The organism is Streptomyces sp. NPDC019531 (genome assembly GCF_044903305.1).
GTDB lineage: Bacteria > Actinomycetota > Actinomycetes > Streptomycetales > Streptomycetaceae > Streptomyces.
In genome coordinates, this window is the sequence record NZ_JBJDQL010000047.1 from 7,438 (window position 1) to 22,790 (window position 15,353).

Annotated in this window: 16 protein-coding genes; 10 read left to right on the forward strand and 6 right to left on the reverse strand. The window is 70.1% G+C overall.

Features of this window, described 5'->3' with window-relative positions:
* Positions 1-268: 268 nt before the first annotated feature.
* Entirely contained in the window at positions 269-580 is a 312-nt protein-coding gene (locus tag ACI2L1_RS36900) for a small hydrophobic protein (RefSeq protein ID WP_404743800.1), read from the reverse strand.
* Between the two features lie 242 nt (positions 581-822).
* A complete protein-coding gene (locus ACI2L1_RS36905; protein WP_404743801.1) occupies positions 823-2,442 on the reverse strand; it encodes an MFS transporter in 1,620 nt (539 codons plus the stop codon).
* 66 nt (positions 2,443-2,508) lie between these two features.
* Here ACI2L1_RS36905 and ACI2L1_RS36910 point away from each other — a divergent pair, with 66 nt between their 5' ends.
* Genes ACI2L1_RS36910 through ACI2L1_RS36920 form a run of 3 tightly spaced genes read left to right on the forward strand, consistent with a single transcriptional unit; the run spans position 2,509 to position 5,332 of the window.
* The gene (locus tag ACI2L1_RS36910; RefSeq protein WP_404743802.1) at positions 2,509-3,144 is read left to right on the forward strand and encodes a TetR family transcriptional regulator; all 636 of its coding nucleotides are present in this window, start codon (positions 2,509-2,511) and stop codon (positions 3,142-3,144) included.
* A gap of 54 nt (positions 3,145-3,198) precedes the next feature.
* Positions 3,199-4,416 carry an alpha/beta hydrolase gene (locus tag ACI2L1_RS36915; RefSeq protein WP_404743803.1) on the forward strand — a complete coding sequence of 406 codons (1,218 nt, stop codon included), beginning with the start codon at positions 3,199-3,201 and terminating at the stop codon, positions 4,414-4,416.
* A 58-nt stretch (positions 4,417-4,474) separates the two neighbouring features.
* A complete protein-coding gene (locus tag ACI2L1_RS36920) occupies positions 4,475-5,332 on the forward strand; it encodes a DUF4429 domain-containing protein (protein WP_404743853.1) in 858 nt (285 codons plus the stop codon).
* Between the two features lie 92 nt (positions 5,333-5,424).
* On the opposite strand, the gene ACI2L1_RS36925 is transcribed toward ACI2L1_RS36920, so the two are convergent.
* Both ACI2L1_RS36925 and ACI2L1_RS36930 read right to left on the reverse strand, forming a co-directional pair.
* Positions 5,425-6,441: an aldo/keto reductase gene (locus ACI2L1_RS36925; protein WP_404743804.1), complete on the reverse strand. Its 1,017-nt coding sequence runs from the start codon at positions 6,439-6,441 to the stop codon at positions 5,425-5,427.
* Positions 6,438-6,902: a MerR family transcriptional regulator gene (locus ACI2L1_RS36930; RefSeq protein ID WP_404743805.1), complete on the reverse strand. Its 465-nt coding sequence runs from the start codon at positions 6,900-6,902 to the stop codon at positions 6,438-6,440. The genes ACI2L1_RS36925 and ACI2L1_RS36930 overlap by 4 nt, the downstream gene beginning before the upstream one ends.
* 281 nt (positions 6,903-7,183) lie before the next feature.
* Between ACI2L1_RS36930 and ACI2L1_RS36935 the strand changes: the two genes are divergently transcribed.
* Positions 7,184-7,999: a serine hydrolase domain-containing protein gene (locus tag ACI2L1_RS36935; RefSeq protein WP_404743806.1), complete on the forward strand. Its 816-nt coding sequence runs from the start codon at positions 7,184-7,186 to the stop codon at positions 7,997-7,999.
* On the opposite strand, the gene ACI2L1_RS36940 is transcribed toward ACI2L1_RS36935, so the two are convergent.
* Positions 7,996-8,646 (reverse strand): pirin family protein, encoded by a 651-nt coding sequence (locus ACI2L1_RS36940; RefSeq protein ID WP_404743854.1) that lies wholly within the window; start codon positions 8,644-8,646, stop codon positions 7,996-7,998. The genes ACI2L1_RS36935 and ACI2L1_RS36940 overlap by 4 nt on opposite strands.
* A gap of 96 nt (positions 8,647-8,742) precedes the next feature.
* Here ACI2L1_RS36940 and ACI2L1_RS36945 point away from each other — a divergent pair, with 96 nt between their 5' ends.
* The 5 genes from ACI2L1_RS36945 (at position 8,743) to fabF (ending at position 13,647) form a co-directional block, all read left to right on the forward strand.
* Positions 8,743-9,948, forward strand: a complete 1,206-nt coding sequence (locus ACI2L1_RS36945; RefSeq protein WP_404743807.1) for a PucR family transcriptional regulator — start codon at positions 8,743-8,745, stop codon at positions 9,946-9,948.
* 89 nt (positions 9,949-10,037) lie between these two features.
* A complete protein-coding gene (locus tag ACI2L1_RS36950) occupies positions 10,038-10,952 on the forward strand; it encodes an ACP S-malonyltransferase (RefSeq protein ID WP_404743808.1) in 915 nt (304 codons plus the stop codon).
* Between the two features lie 16 nt (positions 10,953-10,968).
* A complete protein-coding gene (locus tag ACI2L1_RS36955; protein WP_404743809.1) occupies positions 10,969-11,964 on the forward strand; it encodes a ketoacyl-ACP synthase III in 996 nt (331 codons plus the stop codon).
* Positions 11,965-12,041: 77 nt separating this feature from the next.
* A complete protein-coding gene (locus ACI2L1_RS36960; protein ID WP_159767134.1) occupies positions 12,042-12,290 on the forward strand; it encodes an acyl carrier protein in 249 nt (82 codons plus the stop codon).
* Positions 12,291-12,375: 85 nt separating this feature from the next.
* Positions 12,376-13,647: a beta-ketoacyl-ACP synthase II gene (fabF, locus tag ACI2L1_RS36965; protein ID WP_404743810.1), complete on the forward strand. Its 1,272-nt coding sequence runs from the start codon at positions 12,376-12,378 to the stop codon at positions 13,645-13,647.
* Positions 13,648-13,713: 66 nt separating this feature from the next.
* Here fabF and ACI2L1_RS36970 read toward each other — a convergent pair whose 3' ends face one another.
* Positions 13,714-14,208 (reverse strand): DUF3145 domain-containing protein, encoded by a 495-nt coding sequence (locus ACI2L1_RS36970; protein WP_404743811.1) that lies wholly within the window; start codon positions 14,206-14,208, stop codon positions 13,714-13,716.
* Positions 14,209-14,458: 250 nt separating this feature from the next.
* On the opposite strand from ACI2L1_RS36970, the gene ACI2L1_RS36975 reads away from it, so the two are divergent.
* Complete coding sequence (locus tag ACI2L1_RS36975; protein WP_404743812.1) at positions 14,459-15,349, forward strand: SGNH/GDSL hydrolase family protein; 891 nt, start codon at positions 14,459-14,461, stop codon at positions 15,347-15,349.
* The last annotated feature ends 4 nt before the right edge of the window (positions 15,350-15,353 follow it).

Genomic DNA, 15,353 nt, shown 5'->3' on the forward strand with positions numbered 1-15,353 from the left:
AGGGCCGGCCAGGCACGGCTACCGCCCGACCAGGTGCGACCCATGGCAAGCCAACCGCAGACGATCGCCACGGGACCCAGGATGATCCCCAGCACGAAGAAACCGGCGATCGCGCAGATACGGACCCCCTGGGGACACCCCAGACCCCGGGCGATGATTCCGAGCGTCGCGCGATCCGGCCCGGTCCGCGACCACGGGAAGCAGTCGGCAGATCATGAGGCGGGCCCCCGGTCGTCCCACCGGGGGCCCTCCCCTCACGCGCCCCGGGTCAGAACAACCCGCTGCCCGGGGTGGCCGCTCCGGCGATCCAGATGACCGCCAGGAGCGTGTCGATGGCGCCCAGTACGAAGGCGACCAGGGCCGGCCAGGCACGGCTACCGCCCGACCAGGTGCGACCCATGGCAAGCCAACCGCAGACGATCGCCACGGGACCCAGGATGATCCCCAGCACAAAGAATCCGGCGATCGCGCAGATGACTCCGATGATTCCGAGCGTCGCGCGATCCGGCCCGGTCCGTGACCACGTCCGGCCACGTGATCGGGGGTACCTGCGCGTTCCGTGTCCGAAGCCCGCCATCATCAACTCCCTGACACCCTTGGTTGGTTGGGTTCGTCTCGGGTTCAACGATGCGGGTACCCCCGTCACGGCCGTTAATCCTCCGGCCTTGCGGCGCGCCGCCCCCCTCCGGCAGCGCGCCGCAGCGCCGTCCGCCCCTCCCAGGTCGTGCGGAGGAATTGACTAACTGTTACGTGCGGCGCGTACCGGAGGCGAGGAATCTTTAGCGGAGCCACTCGGATAGGTGAACTCCGCCCTGAGCGGGCTCAGATGTGGCCCACGCCCGCGCCCGCCTCCGTGTTCTCGCCCCGCTTGGTGAGCAGCGCGACCAGGACGGCCACGGCCGCGACACCGCACGCGACCAGGGACGCGAGGCTCATGCCGGAGATGAAGGTGTCATGGGCGACATCGGTGATCTTCGCGGCGATCTCCGCCGGAGTGCCCTTCGCGACGGGTGGGACGCCGACCTGGACCGCTTCCGAGGCCTGGTCGAGCTGGGCCGGGGTGAGCGCGGGCAGGCCCGCGTCCTTCCAGTTGGCCGCGAGGTCACCGTCGACCTTGGAGGCCATCACGGCGCCGAGGACGGCCGTACCGAGGCTGCCGCCGATCTGCATCGCGGCCTGCTGGAGACCGCCGGCCACACCGGAGAGCTCCATGGGCGCGTTGCCGACGATGACCTCGGTGGCGCCGACCATCACGGGCGCGAGGCCGAGGCCGAGCAGGGCGAACCACAGCGACATGACCGCGCTGCCGGTGTCCGTCTCCAGCGTGGACATCCCGAACATGGCGATCGCGACGGACGCCATGCCGCCGGCCAGCGGGACGCGCGGGCCGAGCTTGGTGATCAGCACGCCGGCCAGCGGGGAGCCGACGATCATCATCCCGGTGAGCGGGAGCAGGTGGAGACCGGCGTCGATCGGGCTCATACCGTGCACGTTCTGGAGATAGAAGGTCACGAAGAACAGGCCGCCCATGAACGCGATCGCCATCAGGACCATGAGGACCACACCCGCCGACAGCGCCACCGAGCGGAACAGCGCGAGCGGGATCAGCGGCTCCTTGACCTTCGTCTCCCAGAAGGCGAAGAGGGCGAAGCCGGCGACGGACGCGGCGACGAAGGTCCACGTCATGCCGTCGCCCCAGCCCCAGCTCGGGGCCTTGATGAGCGCCCACACCAGGCAGAACATGGCGGCGGACAGCAGGGCTATGCCCAGGATGTCGAAGGAGCGCGGAGCGTTCTCCGCGCGGTGGTCGAGCAGGATCAGGACGCCCAGGACGAGGGCGAGGATGCCGACCGGCACGTTGATGAAGAACACCGACTGCCAGTTGACGTGCTCGACGAGCACACCGCCGAGGATCGGGCCGCCTGCCGTGGAGGCACCGATGACCATGCCCCAGATGCCGATCGCCATGTTGAGCTTCTCGGCCGGGAAGGTGGACCGCAGCAGACCGAGCGCGGCCGGCATCAGCAGGGCGCCGAACAGCCCCTGGAACACGCGGAAGGTGACGACCGCGGCGATGGAGCCGGACAGCCCGATCGCGCCCGACGCGGCGGCGAAGCCGACGACACCGATCAGGAAGGTCTGGCGGTGGCCGAAGCGGTCACCCAGTTTGCCCGCGGTGATCAGCGCGACCGCCAGCGCGAGGAAGTAGCCGTTGGTGATCCACTGGACGTCCGCGAAGCTGGCCTTCAGGTCCGACTGGATGGCCGGGTTGGCGATGGCCACGATGGTGCCGTCGAGGGCCACCATCATGACGCCGACGGCCACGGTCAGAAGGGTGAGCCACGGGTGGCCGCGCAGTCCGGAGGCGGGCGGCTGATCCGACGGGGTCTGTGACGCCCTGTCCCCCGGCCCCGTCGTATCGATGGTGGTCTGACTAGTCATGCGTTCGAGGCTAGTGACAGCCACTGACAATTGACAAACCAATTCACAAGTCGGTAACTGACACCAATGGAAACCCTGCGGGAACGAAAGAAACAGCGCACCCGGGAGTCGCTGCTGCGGGTGGCGATCGAGCTGTTCACCACCCGGGGCTACGAGGAGACAACCGTCGACGACATCGCCGACACCGTCGGGGTCTCGCAGCGCACCTTCTTCCGCTACTTCGCCGGCAAGGAGGACGCGGCCCTCGCTCTCGACCGGATGACGGTCGCGCACTTCGTCGACGCCGTACGTGCGCGGCCCGCGCACGAGCCTCCGCTGGAGGCACTGCGCCAGGCCGTGCTGGAGGGCTGGGACACCCTGCACGAGGTCGTGGAGTCGGTCGCACCGGTGGAGCGGTTCCTGGCCATGTACCGGGTGATCGAGTCGACACCCGTCCTGCTCGCCGCCCATCTGCGGCGCTCCGCGGAGGTCGAGGAGGTGCTCACGCGCGTGGTCGCCGAACGCGAGGGGCTCGACGCGGACACCGACCCGCGGCCCAGGCTGCTGGTGGCCGCATTCAGCGGTGTGATGCGCGTGACGGAGCGGCAGTGGTTGACCGACGGGGAGTTCAGTCTGGAGGCCATGCGCGCGTTGACGGTCTCCTACCTGGAGCTGCTGGGTCCCGCACTGACCGGCAAGTGGCCCCCTTACACCAAAACGTGATACCCGTCACTCGATTAACCCGAGACCGTCTCGTTCTCCTAGTGTGTCCTTTCAGTGACTTCCTTCGACACCTCCCCGCAACTCAACGTCTGGCGCGCACTGCTCGCACTGGCCGTGGTGTTCGTGATGCTGGCGACCACCGGATGGACCGCGCTGCGCAACCAGAGGGAGGCCACCCCAATCCAGGCCTCCCTCGACTCCTGGACGCAGGGCCGCCTCCACGGACACCAGCTGCCCGACCCGGACACCGCCCCCGCCCTGCTCTCCCGGTTCTTCGCCACGCTCACCTCCCAGGACCGTGTCCGCCTCGCCCAGCGCTACCCGCTCGCGGTCGGCAACATGAACGGCGCCCCTGTCGCACTGCGCTACCAGGCCAACCGCCTCGCGCTCCTGCAGGCCCGTGCCGTCGAGCGTGAACGCATGCACGACACCCGACTCTCGCCCGCCGGCCAGCAGGAAGCGGGCCGCCGTATGCACCGCTTCGAGTCGCTGACGGTCCCGGAGCGCCACATCCTCGCCTTCGACCCCGACGGCTCCGGCCGGATCGCCGAGGTCTTCGGCGATCTGCGCACGGCGGAGCGGGTCTCCGTCGTCGTGCCCGGCGTCGACACCGACCTGCTCACCTTCCAGCGCACCAGCCGCAGCTACTCCGCGCCGGTCGGCATGGCCAAGGCCCTCTACCAGGCCGAGCGCGCGGCGAGCCCGGCCACGCGTACGGCGGTGATCGCCTGGGCCGACTACACGTCACCCGCCGGACTCGGCATCGACTCGGCCACCGCGATGCGCGCCGAGGACGGTGCCGTACGACTGAACGCACTGGTGCGGGCGCTGCCCGGCACCTCACCCGTCTCCCTGTTCTGCCACAGCTACGGCTCCGTGGTGTGCGGGGTGGCCGCGCACACGCTGCCGGACCGGGTGGCCGACATCGCGGTGGCCGGCAGCCCCGGGATGCGGGTCGCGAACGCCTCCCATCTGCGCACCTCCGCGCATGTGTGGGCGATGCGGGACACCGACGACTGGATCCAGGACGTGCCGTACCTGGAGGTCGGCGGGTTCGGCCACGGCGCCGACCCGGTGTCCTCCGCGTTCGGCGCGCGCGTGCTCTCCGCGCGGGGTGCCGACGGGCACGCCGGTTACTTCCAGCCCGGTACGGAGAGCCTGCTCAACTTCGCCGAGATCGGCATTGGCGCATACCGCTCGGTGCACTGCGCCCACGAGGACGAAGCCTGCCGCGCCGGTTTGTCCGGCACGGCCACGGCCGGACGCGCGTAGAGACTGCAGGAACTGCGGTCTGCACGAGGAGGGGACGGAGGAGCTTGTGCCGAATACGATGACCCGCATGGGTGACGTACTGGCCGGATTTCATGCCGCCTGGGAGTTCGAGTCAGACTCCGTGCTCATCCGCTACGAACGGGGGATTCGAACACCGAAGCTCTTCCAGTCACTGGGAGAACGACGGATTCCCCTGGAGGCGATCTCCGGGGTGACGCTGACTCCCGGCAAGCGGGGCACGGTGGTGTTGCACGCCGAGCCGCGACCGGGGGCGGATCCGCTCATGGAGGTGGCGGCCGGGCAGCTGAAGGACGGGAGCGACCCGTACCGGCTGGTGCTGCCGGCCGACAAGGAGACGCTCGCCGAGTACTACGCGAACGAGCTGCGCGCGCTGCTGAAAGAGGACGACGAGCCCGCGGAACGCTTTCTGGTACCGGCGCCCGAGGTGCCGTTGCAGTTCAAGGCGTACGACGGGAAGGCGTCCTTCGACGGCCGTACCGCGCACTTCCGGTGGTTCTGGACGGGCGCGTCCTCGGCGAAGTGGAAGGCCGGGGACCAGAGTTTCCCGGTGTCCGAGCTGACGGGTGTCGAGTGGCGGTCACCGGAGGTCTTCGAGGGGCATCTGCGGTTGCTCCGCGGGAAGCCGGGGCCGGTGCAGGCGGATCAGGATCCGGCGGCGGTGGTGTTCGGGCTGGGATACGGGCCCGTGCATGAGTCGTTGCCGTTCGCGGCGGCGGTGCTTGCGGCTGTGCGTCAGCGGGGGTCTGTTGCGGCGGTCCCGGCGGGGAGCGTGCCGCGCCGGGACCCTGCGGATATCGCCGAACGGATTCGTCATCTCGGGGAGCTGCACCAGGCGGGCCTGGTCACCGATGAGGAGTTCTCCGTCAAGAAGGCGGAGTTGTTGGCGGAGCTCTGAGGTTGTGGGTCGGGTGCGGGCCGGTGGGGCTTCTCGCGCCCACGCGGCGGAGCCGCATATCGATACGGCCCCGCGCCCCTAAAAGACGAGTTTCACTCACGGCCCGCTGAAGAGAACCGCATGTCCGCGTAGCGGTCGCCTGCCACCTGGCCCGCGATCGGCTCCAGGAGCTCCAGCTCCTCCTTCGTGAGCTCGATCCTCGTCGCCGCCGCGTTCTCCTCCACCCTGGTCGGCTTGCGGGTGCCCGGGATCGGGACGACCGGGAGGGCGTGGACCGTCGACTGCTGCTGGACCCAGGCCAGGGCGATCTGGCCCAGGGAGACTCCGTGGGCGTCGGCGACCGTGCGGATGGGCTCCAGCAGGGCCGCGTTCGCCGTCGCGTTGTCGCCCGTGAAGCGGGGCTGCTGGCGGCGGTAGTCGTCGGCGGTGAGTTCATTGTCGGCGTTGGTGAAGGAGCCGGTGAGGAAGCCGCGGCCGAGCGGGGAGTACGGGACGAGGGCGACGCCGAGTTCGCGGGCGGCCGGGACCACCTGGGCCTCGATGTCCCGGCTGAACAGGGACCACTCCGACTGGACCGCGGCGATGGGGTGCACGGCCTGTGCCGCACGCAGCTCCGCGGCGGTGACCTCGCTCAGGCCCAGGTGCTTGACCTTGCCCTGGCGCACCAGCTCGGCCATGGTGCCGACGGAGTCCTCGATCGGCACGTGCACATCGCGCCGGTGCATGTAGTAGAGGTCGATCACGTCGACGTCCAGGCGCTTCAGGCTCGCCTCGACGGCCTGGCGGATGTACTGCGGTTCGTTGCGGATGATCCGCCGGGTCGGCTCACCGGGCGGGATCATCAGGGCGAACTTGGTGGCGATCACGACCTCGTCGCGGTGGGCCTTGAAGAACGGGGAGAGGAACTTCTCGTTCTCCCCGTCGCCGTAGGCGTCCGCCGTGTCGTAGAGCGTGATGCCGAGTTCCAGGGCCCGCTCCAGGGTGGCCCGGGACTCCTTCGCGTTCGGGGGGCCGTACGCGAAACTCATGCCCATGCAGCCGAGTCCCTGGGCGCCGACCTCGGGGCCGGTGGCGCCGAGTCGTGCGGTGGGGATCGTGCTGTCCGTCATCCGGCCTTCTCCGTTTCGTAGGCGCGACCGGCTTCGGCGTAGAAGCTGATCTTCCGGTCGAGAACGGCGAGCGTGTCCTGGAGCTCCGCGATCCGGGACAGGACGTCCCGGCGGGTCGTCTCAAGGAGCTCGAACCGTTCGGTGAACGTGTGGTCGCCCTCCCGCACCAGTTCCGCGTACCGCACCATGTCGGCGACCGGCATTCCGGTGAGCCGGAGCTTGCCGACGAGGTCGAGCCAGTCGAGGTCGCGGTTGCTGTAGCGGCGCTGGCCGGTGTGCGAGCGGTCGATGTGCGGCATCAGGCCGATGCGCTCGTACCAGCGCAGGGTGTGCGCGGTCAGGCCGGTGAAGGCGACGACCTCGCTGATCGTGTAGCTGTCCTGGCCGTTCGGGCGCCGGTGGGCCTGCGGTGGTGCCGCGCAGCTGTCGGTCCTGGTACCCGTGGTCTCCATCACCGTCATGGCCCCACGCTATGGCCTTGGAGTGCACTCCAAGCAAGCGGAACCGGTAAGAAATCGGCAGGACGACACACGGAGCATACGGCTGGCGCGCGGGGTGGTGACTCAGCCCGTCCGGCGTCTGAGGACGAGGCCCTTCGGGCCGACGGGGTCGGGGCGGAGCCCGGCTGCGGTCCAGGAGCGGGCGAGAGAAATAGGCGGCGCCCTCCTCAGCCCCCTCGGCTTCGTCCCCGAGTCCGACCCCACGATGAGGCTGAAGCTCTGAGCGGCTTAGGCTCGACGGCATGTCCTTGCAGAGCCTCGCGTTGATCGAGAACTGGCCGGTTCCCACCGTCGCGGCGGGAGTGGTGCGGGCCGACGGAACGGTCCTCGGCACCCACGGTCCGACGGGCCACCGCTTCCCGCTGGCCTCGGTCACCAAGCCGCTCGCGGCGTACGCCGCCCTCGTCGCGTACGAGGAGGGGGCGATCGAGTTCGACGAGCCGGCCGGGCCGAGCGGATCGACGGTGCGTCATCTGCTCGCGCACACCTCGGGGCTCGCCTTCGACGAGCATCGCGTGACGGCCCCGCCCGGGGAGCGCCGGCTGTACTCGAACGCGGGCTTCGAGCAGCTCGGCGACCACATCGCGAAGGCGACGGACATCCCCTTCGCCGAGTATCTGCGGCAGGCGGTGCTGGAGCCGCTCGGGATGACGTCCACGACTCTTGAGGGCTCGCCCGCCAAGGACGGCGTCTCCACGGTCGAGGACCTGCTGCGCTTCGCGGCGGAGGTGCAGGCACCGCGACTGCTGGACCCCCGCACGGTCGCGGAGGCGATGACGGTCCAGTACCCGGGCACCAAGGGCGTTCTGCCCGGCTACGGCCACCAGAACCCCAACGACTGGGGCCTCGGCTTCGAGATCCGCGACTCCAAGTCCCCCCACTGGACGGGCTCTTCGTCCTCGCCCCGCGCCTTCGGCCACTTCGGCCAGTCCGGTACGTTCCTGTGGATCGACCCGGACGCCCGGGCGGCCTGCGTGGCCCTGACGGACCGCGCGTTCGGGCCCTGGGCGGTCGAGGCGTGGCCGGTCTTCACCGACGCCGTGCTCGCCGACCTCTAGGACATCTCCCACACCAGCAGCTCGGCCCCGGTCACCGCCACCACGTCCAGTTCCTTCGCGTCGGTGACCCGGGCCACGTCGCCGGGGCCCAATTCCTGGCCGTCCAGGCGCACTTCCCCGCGTACGACGTGGAGGTAGACGTACCGCCCGTCCGGCACCGCCGTCCGCTCCCCCGCGGCCAGCCGCCGTACATGGAGCATCGCCCCCGCCTCCGGGACGGCGTACGGCGTCGAGTCGGCGATCCCGCGCACGATCTCGTACGACGGCTCGCCGCCGGGCCGCGAGGGCGCCAGCCAGGTCTGCACGAAGGTCAGCGGGCTCGCGGCGTCGTTGCGCTCGACGTGCCGGACGCCCGCGCCGGCGCTGAGCCGCTGGACGTCACCGGCCCGTACGACCGTCTCGTGCCCGGTGGAGTCGCGGTGCGTCAGCTCCCCCTCGACCACCCACGTCACGATCTCGGTATGGCTGTGCGGATGCTCGTCGAACCCGGCCCCGGGCACGAGCCGCTCCTCGTTGCACGCGATCAGCGCGCCGAACCGGAGGTTGTCGGGGTCGTAGTGCGGCCCGAAGGAGAAGGCGTGCCAGGACTCGATCCCGGCCCCGGCATCCCCGCCTGGGTAGCGCTCCGCCGCGCGCCGTACATCCATCACGGGACCACGGTAGTCCCAGGACGGGCGGCCGGTGGCGTGGCAGTCAGTACCCGACGGCGCGCACTGACGTCCGGATAAGGCAGTCTTGTCCCCGTGCCCGAACCCGAACGCCGCAAGCCCGATGCCTCCGCGCCCGCCGTCCATCCCCATGCCGCGACCCTCAGGCGGCTGGAGAAGTCGTCCGGCTCGCTCGCCGCGCAAGCCATCACGCGCATGGACGAGACGCTGTCGTGGTACCGGGCGATGCCTCCGGAGAACCGTTCCTGGATCGGGCTGGTCGCCCAGGCCGGTATCGCGGCCTTCACCGAGTGGTTCCGGCATCCGGACGCCCCGCAGGCCATCTCCACCGACGTGTTCGGAACCGCTCCCCGTGAGCTGACCCGGGCCATCACACTCCGCCAGACCGTGGAGATGGTCCGTACGACCATCGAGGTCATGGAGTCCGCGATCGACGAGGTCGCCGCCCCCGGTGACGAGTCCGTGCTGCGTGAGGCGCTGCTCGTCTACGCACGTGAGATCGCTTTCGCCACCGCGCAGGTCTACGCCCAGGCCGCCGAGGCACGCGGTGCCTGGGACGCCCGCCTGGAGTCGCTGGTCGTCAACGCCGTGCTGAGCGGGGAGGCCGACGAGGGCGCCGTGAGCAGGGCCGCGGCTCTCGGGTGGAACGCCCCCGAGCATGTGTGCGTGATCCTCGGCGCCGCTCCCGACGGTGACTCCGAGCTGACCGTCGAGGCCATCCGGCGGGCCGCCCGGCACGCCAAGCTGCAGGTGCTCACCGGGGTGCTCGGGGCCCGCCTGGTCGTCATCGCGGGGGGCAGCGACAACCCCCTCGCCGTCGCCAAGTCGCTGATCGGGCCCTATGCGGCCGGGCCGGTGGTGGCCGGGCCCGTGGTACCCGATCTACTGGCCGCGACCCGGTCCGCACAGGCCGCCGCCGCCGGACTCAAGGCGTGTTCCGCCTGGCAGGACGCCCCGCGCCCGGTCCTGGCGGACGACCTGCTTCCGGAACGTGCGATGGCCGGGGATCCCGGCGCGCGTGAGCAGTTGGTGGAGGAGATCTACAGACCGCTGGAGGAGGCCGGCTCCGCGCTTCTGGAGACACTCTCCGTCTACCTCGAACAGGCGTCCAGTCTGGAGGGCGCGGCCCGGATGCTCTTCGTGCATCCCAACACCGTGCGCTACCGGCTTCGACGTGTGACTGACGTCACCGGCTGGTCGCCCTCCGATGTACGTTCCGCGTTCACCTTGCGGATCGCGCTCATCCTGGGGCGTCTGGCCGACGGGGATCTCCAGCCCTAGGCTTTTGTCGGGGGCCAACAAAACCCCCTCATGTTCTTCGTCCCTGTCCCCACGGGCGGCTTGGGCCGCCCTCAAGAGAGAGTGTGAGAGTGCTCGTACTCGTCGCTCCCGGCCAGGGCGCCCAGACGCCCGGCTTCCTGACCTCTTGGCTCGAACTCCCCGGTGCCGCGGACCGCGTCGCCGCGTGGTCCGACGCCATCGGACTGGACCTCGCCCACTACGGCACACAGGCCGACGCGGACGCCATCCGTGACACCTCCGTGGCCCAGCCACTGCTGGTCGCGGCCGGGATCCTGTCCGCCGCGGCACTGGGTGACATCACCCCGGGTGCGGTGGCCGGCCACTCCGTCGGCGAGATCACCGCCGCCTCCTTCTCCGGTGTCCTCGACGACACCGCCGCCCTCACCCTCGTACGCAAGCGGGGTCTGGCCATGGCCGACGCCGCCGCGATCACCGAGACCGGTATGTCGGCGCTGCTCGGCGGCGACCCCGAGGTCTCCGTCGCGCATCTGGAGAAGCTGGGCCTGACCCCGGCGAACGTCAACGGCGCGGGGCAGATCGTCGCCGCGGGCACGCTGGAGCAGCTCGCCGTCCTGAACGAGGACAAGCCCGAGGGTGTCCGCAAGGTCGTCCCGCTCAAGGTCGCCGGCGCCTTCCACACGCACCACATGGCTCCCGCGGTCGAAGCGCTGGCCAAGGCCGCCGCCGACCTGACGCCGGGCGACCCGACTGTCACGTACGTCTCCAACAAGGACGGCAAGACCGTCGCCACCGGTGCCGAGGTGCTGGAGCGGCTGGTCGGGCAGGTCGCCAACCCGGTCCGCTGGGACCTGTGCATGGAGACGTTCAAGGAGCTCGGCGCCACCGCGTTCATCGAGGTCTGCCCCGGCGGCACGCTGGTCGGCCTTGCCAAGCGCGCACTGCCCGGCGTCAAGACGCTGGCCCTGAAGACCCCCGACGACCTCGACGCGGCTCGCGAGCTCATCGCCGAGCACGGTGCCTGAGAAGGAGCACGAGAGCATGTCGAAGATCAAGCCCAGCAAGGGCGCCGCGTACGCGCGCATCCTCGGTGTCGGCGGCTACCGTCCGACCCGGATCGTGCCGAACGAGGTGATCCTCGAGACGATCGACTCGTCCGACGAGTGGATCCGCTCACGCTCCGGCATCCAGACCCGGCACTGGGCGAACGACGAGGAGACCGTCGCCGCGATGTCGATCGAGGCGTCCGGCAAGGCGATCGCCGACGCCGGGATCACCGCCGAGCAGATCGGCGGTGTGGTCGTCTCGACCGTCTCGCACTTCAAGCAGACCCCGGCCGTGGCGACGGAGATCGCCGACAAGCTGGGCACGAACAAGGCCGCCGCCTTCGACATCTCGGCGGGCTGCGCGGGCTTCGGCTACGGGCTCACCCTCGCCAAGGGCATGGTCGTCGAGGGCTCGGCGGAGTACGTACTCGTCATCGGCGTGGAGCGGCTCTCGGACCTGACCGACCTCGAAGACCGGGCCACCGCCTTCCTGTTCGGCGACGGCGCGGGCGCGGTGATCGTGGGCCCGTCCAAGGAGCCCGCGATCGGCCCCACGGTCTGGGGCTCCGAGGGCGACAAGTCCGAGACCATCAAGCAGACCGTGGCGTGGACCGAGTACGACTCCACGGGCAAGTTCCCTGCGATCACGCAGGAGGGCCAGGCGGTGTTCCGCTGGGCCGTGTTCGAGATGGCGAAGGTCGCCCAGCAGGCGCTGGACGCGGCCGGGATCAGCCCGGACGAGCTGGACGTCTTCATTCCCCACCAGGCCAACGAGCGGATCATCGACTCGATGGTGAAGACACTGAAGCTGCCGGAGCACGTGACGGTCGCGCGTGACGTGCGCACCACCGGCAACACCTCGGCCGCCTCGATCCCGCTCGCGATGGAGCGGCTTCTGGCGACCGGAGAGGCGAAGAGCGGCGACACCGCGCTCGTCATCGGATTCGGGGCGGGTCTCGTCTACGCCGCCACTGTCGTTACCCTCCCCTAGGCACTCCGTGCCGGATCACTCGGTCCGGTGCGGGAAGCACTGCCACCCCTCTGGATAAGAAAACGAAGGAGCGCCAAATGGCCGCCACTCAGGAAGAGATCGTCGCCGGTCTCGCCGACATCGTGAACGAGATCGCCGGCATCCCGGTTGAGGACGTCCAGCTGGACAAGTCCTTCACCGACGACCTGGACGTCGACTCGCTGTCCATGGTCGAGGTCGTCGTCGCCGCCGAAGAGCGCTTCGACGTCAAGATCCCGGACGACGACGTCAAGAACCTCAAGACGGTCGGCGACGCGACCAACTACATCCTCAAGCACCAGGCCTGAGCCCCTGCTTGGGCCGGACGCTGACCGGCCCCGCCACCCGGCGGTGGCGCCGCTTAATCCTCGTACCGTTGGAGAAAGATTTCCCGTGAGCCCGACCAATCGCACCGTGGTCGTCACCGGTATCGGCGCAACCTCACCGCTGGGTGGCGACGCAGCCTCTACCTGGGAGGGTCTGGTCGCCGGCAAGTCCGGTGTCAAGCCCCTGGAGCAGGAGTGGGCCGCCGATCAGGCGGTCCGTATCGCGGCGCCTGTCGCCGTGGAGCCGACCGAGGTCATTCCGCGGCCGCAGGCCCGACGCCTCGACCGTTCGGCACAGTTCGCGCTGGTCGCCGCCAAGGAGGCGTGGGCCGACGCGGGCTTCGAGGGCAAGGCCGGTGAAGACCAGAACGTCGACCCGGACCGCCTCGGCGCCGTCATCGCCTCCGGCATCGGTGGGGTGACGACCCTCCTCGACCAGTACGACGTGCTGAAGGAGAAGGGCGTCCGTCGCGTCTCCCCGCACACCGTTCCCATGCTGATGCCGAACGGCCCCTCGGCCAACGTGGGCCTGCTCGTGGGCGCCCGTGCGGGCGTGCACACGCCGGTCTCCGCGTGCGCCTCGGGCGCCGAGGCCATCGGCTACGCCATCGAGATGATCCGCACCGGCCGTGCCGACGTCGTCGTCGCGGGTGGCACGGAGGCGGCGATCCACCCGCTTCCCATCGCCGCGTTCGGCAACATGATGGCGATGTCCAAGAACAACGACGACCCGCAGGGCGCCTCGCGCCCCTACGACATCGCCCGGGACGGTTTCGTCCTCGGTGAGGGCGCGGGTGTGATCGTCCTGGAGTCCGCGGAGCACGCGGCCCGGCGCGGCGCGCGCGTCTACGCCGAGGCGGTCGGCCAGGGCATCTCCGCCGACAGCCACGACATCGTGCAGCCCGAGCCGGAAGGGCGGGGCATCTCGGCCGCCCTGCAGCACCTGCTCGACAGCACCGACCTGAACCCGGCGGAGATCGTGCACGTCAACGCGCACGCGACGTCGACGCCTGCCGGTGACATCGCCGAGCTGAAGGCGCTGCGCAAGGTGTTCGGTGACGACGCCGACCACATGGCGGTCTCGGCCACCAAGTCGATGACCGGTCACCTGCTGGGTGGTGCCGGTGGCGTGGAGACGGTCGCCACCGTCCTCGCCCTGTACCACCGGGTGGCTCCGCCGACCATCAACGTCGAGAACCTCGACCCCGAGGCCGAGGCCAACGCGGATGTCGTGCGGGGTGAGGCGCGGAAGCTGCCCGTGGAGGGCCGTATCGCCGCGCTGAACGACTCGTTCGGGTTCGGTGGGCACAACGTGGTGCTGGCGTTCCGTACGGTGTGAGAAGCGCCGTTCAGCTGAAAAGTGGCCCGGTCTCCGTGTGGAGGCCGGGCCACTCGCCGTTGGGTCTCACACCACTTGGTGCAACCAGCGGACCGGGGCTCCCTCACCGGCGTACCTGAAGGGCTCCAGCTCGTCGTCCCACGGCTTGCCCAGGAGTTTCGCCAACTCGGCCTCCAGGTTCGTCTCGCCGCGCTGTGAGCGGGTGAGGGCGGCCCTCAGCCGGTCCTCCGGGATCAGGATGTCGCCGTGGATGCCGGTGACGGCGTGGAAGATGCCGAGCTCGGGGGTGCAGCTGTAGCGCTCACCCTCGGCGGTGGGGCAGGGCTCGGCCGTGACCTCGAAGCGGAGCAGGTGCCAGCCTCTGAGCGCCGACGCGAGCTTGGACGCGGTGCCGACCTCGCCCTTCCAGGAGAACTCCGAGCGCCAGGTGCCCGGCGCGGCCGGCTGCCGGATCCAGTCGAGGCTGACGCGGGTGCCGAGCACCCCGGCGACGGCCCACTCGACGTGCGGGCACAGCGCGCGCGGCGCGGAGTGCACGTACAGAACTCCACGTGTCGTCACCGGGACCTCCGGGCAGAGCGGGACAAGTCTTGCTGGCTGGCATGGCGGCGATGGCAGGCAGCCACGTTGATGGCGAGGCTACCGTGCGGTGGCGCAAGGAGTGTGACGTACCGTCGGTCCGGATGCCCCGAAACCCCCGCCATTCACCCGGCAGGACGCTAGTACGGCTCCCGATCGTTCCATCGCGGCCGCCGGGAACTCTCGTGCGTTGTCATGAGGGGACGTCCATTTCACGAGGGGAACACCACGGATGCGGAAGCAGGGCCATCGCTCGCGTGCCGTCGTCGCCGTCCTGACGGCGGCACTTCTGGGCACCGCCGGCTGTGACGCCGTGGGGGGCGACTCGGCGGGACCCACGGCCGCCGGGAAGACCAGGCCGTCCCCGACACCGACCCCGGCCTGGGACAACAGCCCCGCCTCGATGGCCGCGGTGGGCGACTCCATCACCCGCGGCTTCGACGCGTGCGGAGTCCTCAAGGACTGTCCCGACGTGTCCTGGGCCACCGGGAGCAGCACTCAGGTCGACAGTCTCGCCGTACGGCTGCTGGGGAAGGCGAAGGCGGCCGAGCGGAGCTGGAACTACGCGGTGTCCGGGTCGCGGATGGCCGATCTGTCCACCCAGATGGCACAGGCGGCGGCGCGGACACCCGGGCTGGTGACGGTGATGGTGGGGGCCAATGACGCCTGCCGGAACTCCACGGCGGCGATGACGTCGGTGGCCGACTTCCGGGCCGGCTTCGAGGACGCGCTGAGCGTGCTGCGCAAGCAGGCGCCCAAGGCGCAGGTGTATGTGGCGAGCGTGCCGAACCTCAAGCGGCTGTGGTCCGAGGGGCGCACCAATCCGCTGGGCAGACAGGTGTGGAAGCTGGGCGTCTGCCCGTCGATGCTGGCCGACGCGGAGGCCCTGGACGCGGCGGCGACCGAGCGGCGGGCCACCGTCCAGGAGCGGGTGGAGGACTACAACGCCGTACTGAAGGAGGTGTGCGCGAAGGACGAGCGGTGCCGGTACGACGGGGGCGCGGTGTACGGCTACCGGTTCGGCACCGAGCAGCTCAGCCACTGGGACTGGTTCCACCCCAGTGTGAACGGACAGGCGCGGCTGGCCGAGATCGCGTACCGCAAGGTCACGGCCGTGTCCTAAAGTT